This is a genomic window from Streptomyces sp. R44, assembly GCF_041053105.1.
In the GTDB taxonomy this organism is placed as follows: domain Bacteria; phylum Actinomycetota; class Actinomycetes; order Streptomycetales; family Streptomycetaceae; genus Streptomyces.
Genome location: NZ_CP163444.1, coordinates 5,725,334 through 5,740,804 on the forward strand (window position 1 = coordinate 5,725,334; position 15,471 = coordinate 5,740,804).

Here is a 15,471-nt window from a genome sequence, read left to right on the forward strand (position 1 = left end):
TACGAGTGGACGAGTCCACGCAGGAGTGGATCGGGAGGTGCCTGATGGCGCGGTCGGGGCGGGAGCAGGCGGGGGAGGCCGGTGCTCCGTTCGGGATCGCCGAGGTGACGGGCATTTCGATGGTGCCCACGCTGTTGCACGGTGACCAGTTGCTCGTGCAGTACGGGGCGCGGCTGCGGGCCGGTTGTGTGGCCGTGCTGCGCCATCCGCTCCAGCAGGATCTGCTCATCGTGAAGCGGCTGATCGAGCGACGCGACGGAGGCTGGTGGGTGCTGGGTGACAACCCGGACGCCGAGGGGGACAGCCGCGTCTTCGGGGCCGTACCGCCCGAGCTGGTTCTCGGGCGGGTGCGGGCGCGGTACCGGCCGGTGACGCCGGGGCGTCAGCGTTCGGCGGGGGTGATGCTCTCCTGGCTGGTGTCCTCGGTCAGGCCGGTGTGGTCCGACCGCTCGGCCTCCAGGCGCTTGCGGGCCCGGTAGGCGGCCACGTTGGCCCGGGTCGCGCAGCGGTCCGAGCAGTAGCGGCGGGAGCGGTTGGTGGAGGTGTCCAGGTAGGCGTTGCGGCAGGGCGGGGCCTGGCAGAGGCCCAGCCGGTCGGCGCCGAACTCCGTCAGGTGGAAGGCGAGGCCCATCGCCGAGATGGCGGCGTAGCCCGTCGTGGCGTTCGAGGAGTGGTCGGCGAGGTGCATGTGCCAGCGCGGCCGGCCCTCCTCGTCGAGGGTGTCGTGCCCGGAGATCTGCGGGCTGACGGGGAACTCCAGGAGGAGTGAGTTCAGCAGGTCCACCGCGCCCGTGTGGTCGCCCTCGTCGGCCGCGGTGAAGACCGCCCGCAGCCGGGCGCGCACCGTGCGGAAGCGTGGCAGGTCCGCCTCGGTGACCCGCCGGGCCATCTGGGTGGCGGGGCCGAAGAGTTCCCGGAGCACCTCGACGGAGGTCAGGGTGTCCTTGCCGCGGGCCGGCTCCTCGGTGTTGACCAGACGTACGGCGAAGTCCGAGTAATGGGCCAGTTCCACTTGTAGTCCTTACTTCGGCGGGCTAGTGTCTCGGTCGGAGGGGGTAACGGCTGTTTCCCCTTCGAGGGTATTACGAATGGTAGGGCCGACGCGGGGAGGAACGACCATGACCGGAACCGACTGGGCGGGCTGGCAGCAGAGCTGGGACCGTCAGCAGGAGTGGTACATGCCGGACCGTGAGGAGCGGTTCCGCGTGATGCTCGACATGGTCGAGGCGCTCGTGGGGCCGAAGCCCCGCGTCCTCGACCTCGCGTGCGGTACGGGAAGTATCACGAGCCGGCTGCTCCGGAGGTTCCCCGACGCCACCAGCGTCGGCGTCGACCTCGATCCGGCCCTCCTCGCCATCGCCGAGGGCTCCTTCGCGGGCGACGAGCGCGTCACCTTCGTGACCGCCGACCTCAAGGACCCCTCCTGGGCCGCGAGCCTGCCCCACGAGACGTACGACGCCGTCCTCACCGCCACCGCCCTCCACTGGCTCCACAGCGGGCCCCTGACGGCCCTCTACGGGCAGCTCGCCGGCCTCGTCCGGGACGGCGGGGTCTTCATGAACGCCGACCACATGATCGACGAGGCCACGCCCCGTATCAACGCCGCCGAGCGGGCCCAGCGGCACACCCGCATGGACCGCGAGAAGGCCGCCGGCGTCCTCGACTGGGCCGACTGGTGGGCCCTCGCCGCCAAGGACCCGGTGCTCGCCGAGCCCACCGCCCGCCGCTTCGAGATCTACGGCGAGCACGCCGACGGCGACACGCCCTCCGCCGCCTGGCACGCCGACACCCTCCGCGCCGCCGGCTTCGGCGAGGTCCGGCCGGTCTGGGCCTCGCCCTGCGACACGCTGGTGCTCGCGGTGAAGTGACGGGACCGGGCGCCGGAATTCCGCGGCGCGGATCCGGGAGTTCCGTCCCCTTCCCGGAATGGAAAACCTCAGGCCTTCCTCAAATCACTCGAAATGCCTGCTCGGGCGGCTAGCTTCGTACCCGCATCCCGAAATGCATCGACAGAGGGGGAAGACATGATCCTGCGGCGCACCCTGACCACGGCTGCCGTTCTTGTCACGTCTGCCGTGAGCGCCGTGGCCGTCAGCGGTTCGGCCTACGCCAACACCGGGCCCGGCTACACGGAATTCTGCACCCAGCCGTTCGCCAAGGCCGGCGGCGCCTGTTTCTACTCCGACAACGACAGCTTCAAGCTGACCGACAACTACGCCGACGGCCTGCGCTCCGTGCTGCGCTGGGAGCTCGGGGACCGGGCGAAGAAGGGGACCCCGGGCTACATCATCCGCCGGGGCGAGTGCCACAACACTCTGGGAGCGAACAAGACGATCGTCTGCGACTACGACTTCCCCGAGGGGAAGCTCAACGGAACGAGCCGTTATCTCGTGCACTTCAAGGTGGAATCGCAGGACGGCCCCAGCGGAAGGCCGGTGTACTACGTGGGTGGTCCGATCGGGTACGTTTCGGGCCGCTGATTCGGGCCGATGACGCAGGCCGCTGATCCGGGCCGATGATTCGCGTCGCTGATCCCGGTCGCTGATCCCGCGACATCACAGGAAGGGGCCCGCCGGTTTTCCCGGCGGGCCCCTTTCGCTCTGCCGCTGCGCGGCACCTTCGTCCTGCTTACAGGACCTTGGACAGGAATGCCTTCGTCCGGTCCTGCTGCGGGTTCGTCAGCACGTCCCTCGGGTGGCCCGACTCGACCACCACGCCGCCGTCCATGAAGACCAGCGAGTCGCCGACCTCCCGGGCGAATCCCATCTCGTGGGTGACGACGACCATCGTCATGCCCGACTCGGCCAGGTCGCGCATGACGTCGAGGACGTCACCCACGAGCTCCGGGTCGAGCGCCGAGGTCGGCTCGTCGAAGAGCATCAGCTTCGGTTCCATCGCCAGAGCACGGGCGATGGCGACACGCTGCTGCTGACCACCGGAGAGCTGCGAGGGGTAGTTCGCCGCCTTGTCGCCGAGGCCGACCCGGTCGAGCAGGCGCTCGGCCCGCTCGCGCGCCACCGCCTTGGACTCGCCCTTCACCTGGATGGGCGCCTCCATGACGTTGGCCAGGGCCGTCATGTGGGGGAACAGGTTGAAGCGCTGGAAGACCATGCCGATGTCGCGGCGCTGGAGCGCGACCTCGCTGTCCTTCAGCTCGTACAGCTTGTCGCCCTTCTGGCGGTAGCCGACCAGCTGGCCGTCGACCGACAGGCGGCCGGCGTTGATCTTCTCCAGGTGGTTGATGCAGCGCAGGAAGGTGGACTTGCCGGAACCGGACGGGCCGATCAGGCAGAACACCTCGCCGTTCTGCACCTCCAGGTCGATGCCGCGGAGGATGTGCGCGGCGCCGTAGGACTTGTGGACGCCCTCGGCCTTCACCATGGCAGTCACTTGGCCACCGCCTTGCGGTTCGTGAGGGAGGAGAGGTTCGCCTTGACCTTCTGCCACGGCGTCGGGGGCAGCGACCGCAGCGAGCCCTTCGCGTAGTGCCTCTCCAGGTAGAACTGGCCGATGCTGAAGATCGTCGTCAGGACCAGGTACCAGATCGAGGCGACGAAGAACATCTCCATCACCGCGAACGAGGTCGAGGCGATGTCCTGGGCGGCCCGCAGCAGGTCCGGGTACTGGACGGCGACGACGAGCGACGAGGTCTTCAGCATGTTGATGAACTCGTTGCCGGTCGGCGGGATGATCACCCGCATCGACTGCGGCAGGATCACCCGGCGCATCGTCCTGCCCTGCGACATGCCGAGGGCGTGCGCGGCCTCGGTCTGGCCCTCGTCGACCGACTGGATGCCGGCCCGGACGATCTCCGCCATGTACGCGCCCTCGTTCAGGCCGAGGCCCAGGAGGGCGGCCAGGAACGGGGTCATGACGTCGGTCATCTCGTCCTTGTAGAACCCGATGTTGAACACCGGGAAGATCAGGGCGAGGGAGAACCAGATGAGCAGCTGGACGTAGACCGGGGTGCCCCGGAAGATCCAGATGTAGAGCCAGGCGACCGCGTTGGTCACCGGGTTCTTGGAGAGGCGCATGATCGCGAAGACGATGCCGAGCACGAGGCCCAGCGCCATCGAGGCCACGCTGATCAGGACGGTGTGCCACAGGCCCGAGAGGATGCTCGGGTCGAAGAGCTTCTCCGGCACGGTCGCCCAGCGCACGTTGCCCTGGGCGAAGGCGTAGCCGAGGAGGCCGAGGAGGGCGGCGACCACGAACGCCGCCACCCAGCGGCCGTAGTGGCGAACCGGGATGGCCTTGATCGCCTCCGGCGGGGTCCCCGCCGGGGCGGGTCCCGCCCCGGCCGGGACCTTGTCGATCTTGTCAGTCACTGCGACTGCCCTTCAGTGGTGCGAGGGGAGGGGTGAGGAAGGGGCAGAAGGTCAGGAACCGCCGTTGATCTTGGACGCGGTGACGGCGCCGTCCCCGGCGTTCCACTTGTCGAGCGCGGCCTTGTACGAGCCGTCCTTGATGGCCGCGTCCAGGGCCGCCGCGAGCGCGTCCCGCAGCTGCGTGTTCTTCTTGTCGACCGCGATGCCGAAGAGGCCCGCGTCCGTCTTGTTGGCGATCGCCTCGAAGTCGTTGCCGCCACCGGCCGTCTGGGCGATGTAGGCGGCGACCGGCGAGTCGTTCAGGTCGGCCACGGCGCCGCCCGCCTTGACGCGGGTCTGGGCCTCGGCGTCGGTCGGGTAGGACTCGAAGGTCAGCTTCGGCTTGCCGTCCTTCTCGCACTTGGCGGCCTGGTCCTTGGCGGCCTGCTCGTACGTGGTGCCGCGCTGCACGGCCAGCTTCTTGCCGCACAGGTCGTCCAGCGACTTGATGTTCTCCGGGTTGCCCTTCTTCACCAGGATGCCGGTGGAGGCGGAGAAGTAGTCGACGAAGTCGACGCCGGCGCCGGTCTTGTTGCCCTTGTCGTCCAGGCCCTGCTCGCGGGCCTTGGTGTCCGTCATCGAGGACATGACGACGTTGGTGCGACCGGTCGTGAGGGAGGTCAGGAGCGTGTCGAAGGTGCCGCTCTCGAACTGGAACGTCACACCGAGCTGCTTGGCCAGGGCGGCCGCGATGTCGGGGTCGACACCGACGATCTCGGAGCCCTTCTTGAACTCCATCGGGGCGTACGTGGCGTCCGTGCCGACCTTGATGACGCCCGACTTCTGGATGTCGGCCGGGAGCTTCGAGAAGAGCGGGGCCTTGCTCGCGGCGGCGGAGCCGGTCTCCTTGGTGGAGCCACCGCTCTCGGTCTGGTCGCCACAGGCGGTCAGCAGCATCGAGCCGGCGACCGCGATGGCGGCGACCGCGGCAAGACGGGAAGTGCGGGTCTTGGCGGTCGTACAGCGCGTGGAGCGTGCGGTCATGGTCGGGTTCCTCCGGCGTGTGAGGGAGCTGCCAGGTGTCGCGTACGTCTCTTCGAGTGTCGCGACCTCGTGTGATTACGGCATCTTGCCATTCGGACTGCCACAAACCGACGGCCTCGGATGTCAAAATCGGATAACGGGTGACCCCGAAATCGCGACAGGCCGGTACATCAGGGCCGGATCTTCTGCGGAATCCCTTCCCCTTCACCGAAAAATCTGCTGTTCATCTCGCCATTCGGACGAGTGGAAGGCCGCCAATCGGGTACGGAGACCATCTATCGGGACATCGGGTGACGTGTCGTTCTCCGTCCACCTCCGGATGCGCTCGGTATGAGTCGCGTCACCGAACGGATATGGACTCGTCTGCGGTGCCGTCCGTCCGGTAAGAAGGATCCTTACACCCCTCATCCGGGGCTCAGGGCGCGTTGTGCGGCGCGCCCGCGCGGCTGCCAGACACGGCGGCCGCGGGACCCGCCCACCGCTCCACACCAGGAGCGGCCAACCCTCAAATGAAGCAGACTCAAGGGGTCACCCAATGGCAGCGGAAATCGTCAATCCTCACAACGACAGTGGCACGGAAGCTCCCGAGGAGCCCTTCGATCCCGTCTTCGCCCTTCACCGCGGCGGCAAGATGGCCGTGCAGGCCACCGTCCCCGTCCGGAACAAGGACGACCTGTCCCTCGCGTACACGCCCGGCGTCGCCAAGGTGTGCACCGCGATCGCCGAGCAGCCCGAGCTGGTCAACGACTACACCTGGAAGTCCCAGGTCGTGGCCGTCGTGACCGACGGCACCGCGGTGCTCGGCCTCGGCGACATCGGCCCGGAGGCCTCCCTCCCGGTCATGGAGGGGAAGGCGATCCTCTTCAAGCAGTTCGGCGGCGTGGACGCGGTCCCGATCGCCCTCGCCACCACCGACACCGACGAGATCGTCGAGACCGTCGTCCGCCTCGCCCCGTCCTTCGGCGGAGTGAACCTGGAGGACATCTCGGCCCCGCGGTGCTTCGAGATCGAGCGCAAGCTCCAGGAGCGCCTCGACATCCCGGTCTTCCACGACGACCAGCACGGCACCGCCATCGTCACCCTCGCGGCCCTGCGCAACGCGGCGAAGCTGACCGGCCGGACCCTCGGCGACCTGCGCGGTGTCATCTCCGGCGCCGGCGCGGCCGGTGTGGCCATCGCCAAGTTCCTCCTGGAGGCCGGCCTCGGCGACGTCGCCGTCGCCGACCGCAAGGGCATCGTCAGCCGCGACCGCGAGGACCTCACGGACGTCAAGCGCGAGCTCGCCGAGCTCACCAACAAGGCGGGCCTCAGCGGCTCCCTGGAGAGCGCCCTGGCCGGCGCGGACGTCTTCATCGGCGTCTCCGGCGGTACGGTCCCCGAGGCGGCCGTCGCCTCCATGGCCCCGAACGCCTTCGTGTTCGCCATGGCCAACCCGAACCCCGAGGTCCACCCCGACGTCGCGCACAAGTACGCGGCCGTCGTGGCGACCGGCCGTTCGGACTACCCGAACCAGATCAACAACGTCCTCGCGTTCCCCGGCATCTTCGCCGGCGCGCTCCAGGTCCGGGCCTCCCGGATCACCGAGGGCATGAAGATCGCCGCGGCCAACGCCATCGCCGACGTCGTCGGTGACCAGCTCGCCGCCGACTGCGTGATCCCGTCGCCGTTCGACGAGCGGGTCGCCCCGGCCGTCGCGGCCGCGGTCGCCGCCGCCGCCCGCGCCGAGGGCGTCGCGCGTCGCTGACGCGCTTCAGGTACGCCGCAGGGCCCTGCTCCCGTCCGAGAGGACGGGACGGGGCCCTTCGGCGTACGGAGGTGCCGCACGCATGCGCCGTACGGGTGAGGCCCATGGGCGTACGGGGGCGGGCGCGGCGGTACGCGGTGGGGCGCGCGTCACAGTGAGGTGCGGTTCCGTCACGCACCCGCGGGCACCTAGTGTCGGGGCCATGTTCGCTGCCTACGCTGCCCGAATCGACCGCGACCAGCCCCTGAACGGCCTCGAATTGGGCGAACGCCCCGAGCCCGAGGCGCGTCCCGGCTGGACCACCGTCACCGTCAAGGCCGCCTCGCTCAACCACCACGACCTGTGGTCGCTGCGCGGGGTCGGGCTGCCCGAGGAGAAGCTGCCGATGATCCTCGGCTGCGACGCCGCCGGCATCGACGAGGACGGCAACGAGGTCGTCCTGCACTCCGTCATCGGCCAGACGGGGCACGGCGTGGGGCCGAACGAGCCCCGCTCCATCCTCACCGAGCGCTACCAGGGCACCTTCGCCGAGCGGGTGAGCGTCCCCTCCTGGAACGTGCTGCCCAAGCCGAAGGAGCTGTCCTTCGAGGAGGCCGCCTGCCTCCCCACCGCCTGGCTGACCGCGTACCGCATGCTTTTCACCAACGCCGGCGTACGGCCCGGGGACTCCGTGCTCGTGCAGGGCGCGGGCGGCGGCGTCGCCACCGCCGCGATCGCCCTCGGCAAGGCGGCCGGCCTGCGGGTCTTCGCCACCAGCCGCGACGAGGCCAAGCGCAAGCGGGCCGTCGAGCTCGGCGCCGTCGAGGCGTACGAGCCGGGGGCGCGGCTCCCGCAGCGGGTGGACGCCGTCATCGAGACCGTCGGCGCCGCCACCTGGTCGCACTCGGTCAAGTCGCTGCGGCCCGGCGGCACGCTCGTCATCTCGGGCGCCACGAGCGGCGACCGGCCCTCGCACGCCGAGCTGACCCGGATCTTCTTCCTGGAGCTGAAGGTCGTCGGCTCGACGATGGGCTCCAAGGACGAGCTGGAGGACCTGCTGTCGTTCTGCGCGGCGACGGGCCTGCGGCCGGTGATCGACGAGGTCCTGCCGCTGGACCGGGCGCGCGAGGGCTTCCAGAAGATGGCCTCCGGCGAGCTCTTCGGAAAGATCGTTCTGAAGACCTCGTGACGAACCCTTGATACAGGTCGGTCGACCTGATGGGATCTCCGGCACGCGAAACGTGAACATCGCTCACCTTGTCGTGTCACCCTGTCGTGCCGGAGGTCCACCTTGTTGCGCACCACCCTCGCGGCGACCGTCGTCGTCGCCTCGCTGCTCGCCCCGACCACCGCCAGGGCGGAGACCGGCGCCCCGGCCGGTGGCGACGGGATCCCCGCTCTCACCGACGCGCGCGGCCGGGTCCTCACCCTGCGCGGCTGGAACGTCGGGGACAAGGCCCACAGCGGCGACACCGCCCTCTCCTCGATCACCGAGAAACACTTCCGCGACATGCGGGCCAAGGGCTACAACACGGCCCGGCTCCTGGTCTTCTGGGACGACCTGGAACCCCGGCCCGGCCAGTACAGCCAGACGTACCTCCGCAAGATCGAACGGGTCCTGGACTGGGCCGCGAAGTACGACGTCAAGGTCGTCCTCGACGCCCACCAGGACGTCTTCGGGCCCGCGTTCGGCCACCGGGGCGTACCCGCCTGGGCCACCAGGACCGACGGGCTGCCCTTCACCCCGCACCCCGACGACTGGTTCTCCGAGTACTTCGAGCCCGCCGTCCAGCGCGCCTTCACCCACCTGTACGAGGACGAGGACCTGCGGCGCGCCCAGGCCCGCATGTGGCGGGTGCTCGCCGACCGCTTCGAGGACCACCCGGCCGTCCTCGGCTACGACCTGATCAACGAGCCGATGGGCGAGCTGCGCGAGGGCGAGGACCTGGCCACGGCCGCCCGGCGCATCGAACGGGACCAGATCACCCCCCTGTACAACCGCCTTGCGGACGCCATCCGTTCGGTCGACGAGGACGGGTGGGTCTTCGTCGAGCCGACCCCGATCGTCGGCGAGGGCGTGCCCACCGGTCTGGGGAAGGTCGACGACCCGAAGGTGGTCTACGCCCCGCACTTCTACAACAGCACGATGGAGGCGGGCGGCGACTACGACCCGTCGGCCGGCTGGATCGAGAACTACGAGGCGGCGGTCACCCTGTACCCCAAGGAGTACAAGGTGCCCGTGGTCGTGGGGGAGTGGGGTCCGCTCAACAACTCCCTCCCGAACATGAACCGCTTCTACCGCGAGGCCATGGCCTCCCTCGGCCGCTACGGCTCCGGCTGGACCGGCTGGGAGTGGTGCTACGGCGGCGGCTACTGCGCGGTGGACGCCGACGGGGCCTTCCGCACGAACAAGGAGCTGACCGCCGAGCCGTACGCGGAGGCGGTCGCCGGCACGGTCCGCTCCACCTCGTACGACCCGGGAGCCGGGGTCTACCGCCTGTCGTACGACGCGGCCGGCCGGCGCGGCTCCCGCGTCACCGAGCTCTCCCTGCCGCCCGGCGACTGGCGGGTGACGGCCCGCGGCGGCGCGCTCGTCTTCCGCAAGGACCGTGGCAGGGCCTGGATCCTCGCGACCCCGAACACCCGGGTGACGGTCACGGCGACACGGGGCTGACGACCACGCTGCCGGCCCGGCCCTCGACCGGGCGCTGGGCTCGGTCCGGCTGGTCCGGCTGGTCCGGCCTGGGCCGGACCGGGCCGCTCCGTCAGGGCTTTCTCTCCGGGTTCAGCAGGGACGTGATGCGGACGGCCGCCGTCGACAGGTGGCGGCGGGTCTCCGTCAGCTGCTCCTGGGTCACCCCGTGGTCCCGGGCCGCGTCACGGATCTCGTCGCGGAAGCGGTCCAGGAGCCGGTCCAGGTCGCGGGCCGGTTCGCCCGTGCCCGCCGTGTCCCGCGCCCACTCCGGCGCTTCCTCGGCGAGGGTCTCGCCGGAGAGGGCCTCGTCGGAGAGGGCCTCACCGGAAGGGGTCTTCGTGAACTTCGGCTCCGGCGAGGCGGCCTTCGGGTGGGTCGTGCCCGCCACCAGGTCGCCGAGCTGGGCCGTGATGCCCGAGATCCCCTCCCAGACCCCCTTGGGCCAGTCGCCCCGCGAGAACCGGTCCTGGACCTCCTCCTGCACCTGCTGGGCGATCCGCTGGAGCTCCTTCGCCTGGCGCCGCGCCGAGCGGGCCTCCTCGCGGGCCTCGCGGGCCTGCTGCTTCCACTCCTGCTTGAAGCGGCGCATCTCCTCCTTGGCCTCGGCGAACGAGGGGGGTTCCATCGTGCGACTCTGTCCCGCGGCCGCGCGCATCTCGCTGCGGACCCGGCCGGCCGCCCCGCGCACGTCGTCGCGGATCTCCGCCGCCAGCTCCGAGACCGATTCGCGGATCTCCCGCTCCAGGTCGTCCAGTTCGGCGCCGCGCCCGGCCAGCTCGGCGCGGCCGGCGTCGGTGATCGAGTAGACCTTGCGGCCCCCTTCGCTGGCGTGGGTGACGAGGCCCTCGGCCTCCAGCTTGGCGAGGCGCGGGTAGACCGTGCCCGCCGAGGGGGCGTACAGCCCCTGGAAGCGCTCCTCCAGGAGCCTGATCACCTCGTACCCGTGGCGCGGGGCCTCGTCGAGCAGCTTGAGGAGGTACAGGCGGAGGCGTCCGTGGGCGAAGACGGGCGGCATGTCAGAGCACCTTTCCGGTCGAGGAGGCGGCCGCCGAGGGGGCGGCTTCGCCGTCCTCCTCGGGCTCGGGGCGGCGGAGCAGGGCGATGGAGCCGGAGACGGTCGTCGCCTTGAGGGTGCCCCGGCCCGAACCGAGCGTGCCCGTGATGGACTTGGCGCCCCACTGACCTCCCACCCGCAGGTCCTCGAAGGCGTTCGACACGGCGCCGCTCGTGGTGCTCGCCTCGACCCGGGCGTCGGCCGGGTGCGGGAGCCGGATGGCGACCTCGCCGGAGACGCTGGTGAGCCGGATGTCGGCGGGCGGCCCGTCGAGCCGGGCCGGATCGAGGTCGATGACCATGTCGCCGCTGACCGTGTCGGCCTTCACGGAGGAGCCCGCGCCCTCGATCACCGTCACATCGCCGGTCACGGAGTTGACGCGCAGCGCGCCGGTGACCGACTGGGCCTCCAGGCTGCCCGAGACGCTCTCGGCGCGGACCGGGCCGGAGAGCCCGAGGAGCGTGGTGTCGCCGGTCACGCCGCGCACCTCCGTACGCCCTCTGATCCCCGTGACGACCGCCTCGGCGCCGACCACGCCCACCTCGACGTCGACGCCCGCGGGGACGGCGACGGAGACCACCGCCCGGCGCCGGTACTCCCTGCGCTCGAACCACTTGAGGATGCTCTTCCAGTGCAGGTCCTCGTAGGTCACGGTCAGCGTGGAGCCGTCCTGCGTCACGATCAGCGGCGGACCCTCGATCTCGGAGATCTCCACCCGGGCGGAACTCTCGTCCGTCCCCACCACGTTCACCGTGCCATTGACGATGCGGACCTGCAGCAGCGTCACGGGGTCGGCCGGAGCCAGCTTAGTCGGCTCGGTGACGGACCACTCTGTCATGGTGCTGACCTCCCGTATCGGCAACGCAACATATCGTGTTTCTCGATAGACACGATATATCGCGGTCCGGCGAAGTCAACCCTGACTCATCCCTGACAGGGGTGGGGGTAATACGCCTCATATGCGGACAAATTGGCCTAGCGTAGGGCCCATGAACGCGACATCCGGACCGCACCCCGTCGGAGCCCTGCTGCTCTGCCGCGCCGAGCCCCCGGCGGTCCGGCCGCCGGCCCAACTCCTGCGGGAACAGCTGCTCCTCGCCCCCGCGGGCCCCGAATGGAGTGTGCTCGTACCGGAGGGGAAGCCCTGGCTGCACGGCGGGGAGCCCGTCGAACAGGTCGTCACCGGCTGGGCCACCGCCCTCGCCGTCTCGGCCGCGGGCTGGCCCGTCGTCGCGCTCTGGTGGGACCGCGACCGGGCCGGCCTCACGCTCGCCGCCGGCTTCCGCCGTACGGTCGGCTACACCTGGCTCGCCGACGGCACCCCCGTCGGCGAGGACGAGGCCATGCGCACCTTCGCCGCCCGGCTCGCCCTCGATCCCGTCCTGGACGTGCAGGCCCTCGGACCGCTCACCGAACCCGACCGGGACGCCGACGCCCACACCCGGCTCCTCGGCGTCGTCGCGGTCCTCACCCGCGCCGGGCTCGCCCTGCCCACCGGGATCGTCCCGGGCGAGAGCGCCGACCGGCTCCGCTCCGTCGCCCTCGCCCAGGGCGCGGAGCAGCTCGAAGGCGCGGGGTGGAGGGATGCCGTGCGCGCGGAGCTCGACGTGGTGGAGGGCGGTCCCCTCGGCCCGTACCTGCGCGGCCCCAAGGCGCGCGTACTGAGCGGGGCACAGCTCCTCGCGGGGGTGCCGCTGCTGATCTGGGGCGCCGGCCGCCGCAGCGGCGGCTGGGCGACGGCCGGGGCGCTGCTCGTCGCGCACGGCGCGCTCGGGCTCGCCTACGACCGGCTGCGGGAGCGGTGACCCCGCAGCCGGAGGGGGTTCCTACTCGTCGTCGTCCTCGTCGTCGTCCAGACGGGCCAGCCAGGTCGCGAGGCGCTCGACGGGCACCTCGAAGTCGGGGTTGAGGTCGACGAACGTCCGCAGCTGCTCGGCGAGCCACTCGAAGGTGACCTCCTCCTCGCCGCGCCGCTTCTCCAGTTCCTCGATGCCACGGTCGGTGAAGTACATGCGATCAGGATAGGCCGTACCCCTCACGTCCCCTGTCGCCCGTCAGTCCCACCGATTAGCCTTCTGGATCCAACATCGCTTCGGGGAGCGGGGGCCGCTGTGGCACACGGGATCGCTCGGATTCGACTGGACGACGGCACGCCCGTCTGGGCGCGGGTCAGCGACGCGGAGGAGCTCGGCAGGGGCGGCGGCTTCCAGGACACCGGCGTCAGGGACCGGGTGGTCTCGATGGCCGGTGGGCTCACGGACGTGGTGCGCGGGGTCGTCGGCTCCCTGCGCGCGGGGCTCGACCCGCAGGGGCCGGTGGAGGTCGCCGTCAGCTTCGGCATCGAACTCTCGGCACAGTCCGGCAAGGTGATCGGCGTCCTCGCGGACGGCGCCGGCAAGGCCTCGGTGAACGTCTCCCTCACCTGGACCGAACCGGGCCCGGCGACGGCCGGAACGAGCCCTACGGCCCAAGCGAGCCCCGCGGCGGAAGCCGGGGAAGGGCGCTCAGGCATCGTCCCGCAGCGGCGCCCGGCGGCCGATGGCACCGCATGAGCGCCTTCGACGCTCTCGTACGCCCCGCTCTCGTACGCATCGGCGCTCCCGACGGCGGGTATGACCCGCACGGCGACCAGTTCTGGGGGACCGGCTTCTTCATCGCCCCCGGCTGGGTGCTGACGTGCGCCCATGTCGTGGCCGAGGGGGGTGGCGAGGTGTGGAGGAAGGAGCCGGCCGTCGGCATCACCTGGCAGGACGGCAGGACCACGCGCCGGTCCATCGGCACGGTGGTGCTCGCCCTGCCCCGGCCCGAGGACCCCGACGTGCGCCCCGAGCCCTGGGGCTTCCCCGACGTCGCGCTCGTGCGCGTGCCCGGCACCGCGAAGGCCTCCTGCGTCCAGCTCGCCGAGCTGCCTCCGGACCGGACCACCAAGGTCGGCCTGCACGGCTGGTCCCGGGAGACCGGGGAACTGGGCATCCGCCAGGTCCACGGCGAGCTGAGCGGCGTCGACACCCGGGCCCTCGTGACGAAAGAGGTGCTGCCCGTCGAGGGCTGCTCCGGCGGCCCCGTCGTCGACGACGCCACGGGCGCCGTGATCGGCTTCAACAAGGGGCGCTGGTCCCACCAGGGCGCCCTCGTCCCCCTCACCGCGCTGCGCCGCCTGCACGACGCTCCCGGGGGCGAGTTCTGGGCCGAGGCGCTGCGCGACCACGACCGTCATCACCTCGACCACTACCTCCAGTCGCTGGACGACGGATACGACTGGACGCGCGCGCAGGAGCGGCTCGACGGCCCGCAGCCGTTGAGCCCGAGACTGCGCACCAGGCTCCGGGGACAGCTCGCCGCGCTGCCCCCGCCGATCAACCCCGGCGAGATCATGGACCTGGTCGACCAGGTCAAGGCCTGGATCAGGAACACCACGACACCGGACGCGTTCGAGGACGACCCGCGCACGTGGAGCGAGGGCGCCGCCCTGCTGTACGGGCTGCGCGCGCCCGACCGCAGCGATCCCGGCGACCCCGGCCTCGACGCCGTGCTCCTGTACGCGGCCCACGTCGTCCGGCGGGTCACCGGGCGCCCCGGCGGTCTGGGCGACCAGGCCGCCTTCCGGGGCTGGATCATCGACCGGGCCGCCGACGCGGGCCCGTTCCTCCGCCGTGAGATCGACGACCTGATCGGCGCCGGCCGTGCGGCGTCCCCCGCCTCCGTCCGCGAGCGCCGGGCACGCGCGGACGTGCTCCTGGAGATCGACACGCCCCGCTGGGGCCGACGTTACCCCTGGCGCGTGAAGCTGCTCCGGGACGGACACATGGTCACCCCGCTCCACGGCGACGACCGCGGCGTCGAGCGGGCCCAGCTCAAGGAGACCCTGCGCGGGCCGCTCGCCGAGGCGCTCCGGCTCGGCGACAACGGACCGCACCTGGCCTCCGTGGAGGCCGTGCTGCCGCGCGAGCTCTTCGACGAGCCGCTCGACACCTGGCGGCTCGAACCACCGCAGGGCCCCGACGAGGCGTGGGGGTCCATCACGCTCGGGCAGCGCCGCATCGTGGTCATCAGGGACGCCCGGCGCCACGGCAAGGACGCGTCGCCCGAGTGGCGGGAGCGCTGGGAGGCCGGGGAGCGCGGGCCGCTGCGCGCGGTCCCGCTGCGCGCCGAGGTGCCCGGGGCGGGCCCGGACGCCCACACCCCGCGCGTGCGCCGGGAGATCTGGGCGGAGACGTACGACCGGCTCCGCGAGGCCGAGGGCGGCACCGTCCCCGTGTACTGCGGCCCGGTGGGCAGCGGCGACGGGCTCATGGCGATGAACGCGGCCCTCACCGCCGGCCACCCGCTGGCCCTCTGGCGGACCGGCGCCCACGACCACACCGACTGCGCCGACTTCCACGCGCAGGCCGAAGGGCTGCTCGCGGAGGCGCGCACGGCCCACGGGCTCGGCAAGCCCGTCCGCTCCCTGCGCACCCTGGCGCCGGAGCGGGCGGACCTCGCCTGGGCCGAGACCATCGCCGTCCTGTACGACCCGCCCGACCGCCCGCCGCACGGCGCCCGCCTGGAGGCCCCGCCGCTGCTCGGCGAGGAGGACCCGTGACGGCGACCCCGCGCGCCCCGAGCCCCCAGGGCCCGGCCTCGCGCGCCCCGAGCCACCCGCGCCCGG

At 71.5% G+C, this 15,471-nt stretch carries 16 protein-coding genes; 9 read left to right on the forward strand and 7 right to left on the reverse strand.

Annotation, left to right across the window (positions count from 1 at the left end; genetic code table 11):
- Nucleotides 1–44 precede the first annotated feature (44 nt).
- Nucleotides 45–479, forward strand: coding sequence for a nickel-type superoxide dismutase maturation protease (gene sodX, locus AB5J54_RS26815; RefSeq protein WP_369146462.1), 435 nt, complete (start codon nucleotides 45–47; stop codon nucleotides 477–479).
- Here the strand turns inward: sodX and AB5J54_RS26820 are convergent.
- Nucleotides 383–1,012 carry an ABATE domain-containing protein gene (locus AB5J54_RS26820; protein WP_369146463.1) on the reverse strand — a complete coding sequence of 210 codons (630 nt, stop codon included), beginning with the start codon at nucleotides 1,010–1,012 and terminating at the stop codon, nucleotides 383–385. The genes sodX and AB5J54_RS26820 overlap by 97 nt on opposite strands.
- 106 nt (nucleotides 1,013–1,118) lie before the next feature.
- Between AB5J54_RS26820 and AB5J54_RS26825 the strand changes: the two genes are divergently transcribed.
- Together AB5J54_RS26825 and AB5J54_RS26830 are read left to right on the forward strand one after the other, a co-directional pair.
- Nucleotides 1,119–1,868 carry a trans-aconitate 2-methyltransferase gene (locus tag AB5J54_RS26825; protein WP_369146464.1) on the forward strand — a complete coding sequence of 250 codons (750 nt, stop codon included), beginning with the start codon at nucleotides 1,119–1,121 and terminating at the stop codon, nucleotides 1,866–1,868.
- A gap of 156 nt (nucleotides 1,869–2,024) precedes the next feature.
- Nucleotides 2,025–2,480, forward strand: coding sequence for a hypothetical protein (locus AB5J54_RS26830; protein ID WP_369146465.1), 456 nt, complete (start codon nucleotides 2,025–2,027; stop codon nucleotides 2,478–2,480).
- A gap of 148 nt (nucleotides 2,481–2,628) precedes the next feature.
- Here the strand turns inward: AB5J54_RS26830 and AB5J54_RS26835 are convergent, their stop codons facing one another.
- Genes AB5J54_RS26835 through AB5J54_RS26845 form a run of 3 tightly spaced genes read right to left on the reverse strand, consistent with a single transcriptional unit; the run spans nucleotide 2,629 to nucleotide 5,351 of the window.
- Complete coding sequence (locus AB5J54_RS26835; RefSeq protein WP_369146466.1) at nucleotides 2,629–3,390, reverse strand: amino acid ABC transporter ATP-binding protein; 762 nt, start codon at nucleotides 3,388–3,390, stop codon at nucleotides 2,629–2,631.
- Nucleotides 3,387–4,328: an amino acid ABC transporter permease gene (locus tag AB5J54_RS26840; RefSeq protein ID WP_369146467.1), complete on the reverse strand. Its 942-nt coding sequence runs from the start codon at nucleotides 4,326–4,328 to the stop codon at nucleotides 3,387–3,389. Before AB5J54_RS26840 ends, AB5J54_RS26835 begins: the two co-directional genes overlap by 4 nt.
- A 51-nt stretch (nucleotides 4,329–4,379) precedes the next feature.
- Nucleotides 4,380–5,351, reverse strand: coding sequence for an ABC transporter substrate-binding protein (locus tag AB5J54_RS26845; RefSeq protein ID WP_369146468.1), 972 nt, complete (start codon nucleotides 5,349–5,351; stop codon nucleotides 4,380–4,382).
- Between the two features lie 535 nt (nucleotides 5,352–5,886).
- On the opposite strand from AB5J54_RS26845, the gene AB5J54_RS26850 reads away from it, so the two are divergent.
- The 3 genes from AB5J54_RS26850 (at nucleotide 5,887) to AB5J54_RS26860 (ending at nucleotide 9,748) form a co-directional block, all read left to right on the forward strand.
- The gene (locus AB5J54_RS26850; protein ID WP_369146469.1) at nucleotides 5,887–7,095 is read left to right on the forward strand and encodes an NADP-dependent malic enzyme; all 1,209 of its coding nucleotides are present in this window, start codon (nucleotides 5,887–5,889) and stop codon (nucleotides 7,093–7,095) included.
- A 202-nt stretch (nucleotides 7,096–7,297) separates the two neighbouring features.
- Nucleotides 7,298–8,263, forward strand: coding sequence for a zinc-binding dehydrogenase (locus AB5J54_RS26855; protein ID WP_351183971.1), 966 nt, complete (start codon nucleotides 7,298–7,300; stop codon nucleotides 8,261–8,263).
- 144 nt (nucleotides 8,264–8,407) lie between these two features.
- Nucleotides 8,408–9,748: a cellulase family glycosylhydrolase gene (locus AB5J54_RS26860; RefSeq protein WP_369149466.1), complete on the forward strand. Its 1,341-nt coding sequence runs from the start codon at nucleotides 8,408–8,410 to the stop codon at nucleotides 9,746–9,748.
- A gap of 91 nt (nucleotides 9,749–9,839) precedes the next feature.
- Here AB5J54_RS26860 and AB5J54_RS26865 read toward each other — a convergent pair whose 3' ends face one another.
- Entirely contained in the window at nucleotides 9,840–10,784 is a 945-nt protein-coding gene (locus tag AB5J54_RS26865) for a helix-turn-helix transcriptional regulator (protein WP_369146470.1), read from the reverse strand.
- Nucleotide 10,785: 1 nt separating this feature from the next.
- Complete coding sequence (locus AB5J54_RS26870) at nucleotides 10,786–11,661, reverse strand: DUF4097 domain-containing protein (protein WP_369146471.1); 876 nt, start codon at nucleotides 11,659–11,661, stop codon at nucleotides 10,786–10,788.
- Nucleotides 11,662–11,812: 151 nt separating this feature from the next.
- On the opposite strand from AB5J54_RS26870, the gene AB5J54_RS26875 reads away from it, so the two are divergent.
- Entirely contained in the window at nucleotides 11,813–12,628 is an 816-nt protein-coding gene (locus tag AB5J54_RS26875) for a hypothetical protein (RefSeq protein WP_369146472.1), read from the forward strand.
- A gap of 21 nt (nucleotides 12,629–12,649) precedes the next feature.
- Here AB5J54_RS26875 and AB5J54_RS26880 read toward each other — a convergent pair whose 3' ends face one another.
- Nucleotides 12,650–12,835: a DUF6104 family protein gene (locus tag AB5J54_RS26880; RefSeq protein ID WP_024761804.1), complete on the reverse strand. Its 186-nt coding sequence runs from the start codon at nucleotides 12,833–12,835 to the stop codon at nucleotides 12,650–12,652.
- A gap of 99 nt (nucleotides 12,836–12,934) precedes the next feature.
- On the opposite strand from AB5J54_RS26880, the gene AB5J54_RS26885 reads away from it, so the two are divergent.
- Both AB5J54_RS26885 and AB5J54_RS26890 read left to right on the forward strand, forming a co-directional pair.
- On the forward strand, nucleotides 12,935–13,375 hold the full coding sequence (locus AB5J54_RS26885; RefSeq protein WP_369146473.1) for a CU044_2847 family protein: 441 nt from the start codon (nucleotides 12,935–12,937) through the stop codon (nucleotides 13,373–13,375).
- Nucleotides 13,372–15,405, forward strand: coding sequence for a trypsin-like peptidase domain-containing protein (locus tag AB5J54_RS26890; protein ID WP_369146474.1), 2,034 nt, complete (start codon nucleotides 13,372–13,374; stop codon nucleotides 15,403–15,405). The genes AB5J54_RS26885 and AB5J54_RS26890 overlap by 4 nt, the downstream gene beginning before the upstream one ends.
- Nucleotides 15,406–15,471: the final 66 nt, after the last annotated feature.

Coding starts and splice junctions, on each gene's coding strand:
- sodX (WP_369146462.1), top strand. CDS start 45: ATGGCGCGGTCGGGGCGGGAGCAGGCGGGGGAGGCCGGTGCTCCGTTC.
- AB5J54_RS26825 (WP_369146464.1), top strand. CDS start 1,119: ATGACCGGAACCGACTGGGCGGGCTGGCAGCAGAGCTGGGACCGTCAG.
- AB5J54_RS26830 (WP_369146465.1), top strand. CDS start 2,025: ATGATCCTGCGGCGCACCCTGACCACGGCTGCCGTTCTTGTCACGTCT.
- AB5J54_RS26845 (WP_369146468.1), bottom strand. CDS start 5,351: ATGACCGCACGCTCCACGCGCTGTACGACCGCCAAGACCCGCACTTCC.
- AB5J54_RS26850 (WP_369146469.1), top strand. CDS start 5,887: ATGGCAGCGGAAATCGTCAATCCTCACAACGACAGTGGCACGGAAGCT.
- AB5J54_RS26855 (WP_351183971.1), top strand. CDS start 7,298: ATGTTCGCTGCCTACGCTGCCCGAATCGACCGCGACCAGCCCCTGAAC.
- AB5J54_RS26865 (WP_369146470.1), bottom strand. CDS start 10,784: ATGCCGCCCGTCTTCGCCCACGGACGCCTCCGCCTGTACCTCCTCAAG.
- AB5J54_RS26870 (WP_369146471.1), bottom strand. CDS start 11,661: ATGACAGAGTGGTCCGTCACCGAGCCGACTAAGCTGGCTCCGGCCGAC.
- AB5J54_RS26875 (WP_369146472.1), top strand. CDS start 11,813: ATGAACGCGACATCCGGACCGCACCCCGTCGGAGCCCTGCTGCTCTGC.
- AB5J54_RS26880 (WP_024761804.1), bottom strand. CDS start 12,835: ATGTACTTCACCGACCGTGGCATCGAGGAACTGGAGAAGCGGCGCGGC.
- AB5J54_RS26890 (WP_369146474.1), top strand. CDS start 13,372: ATGAGCGCCTTCGACGCTCTCGTACGCCCCGCTCTCGTACGCATCGGC.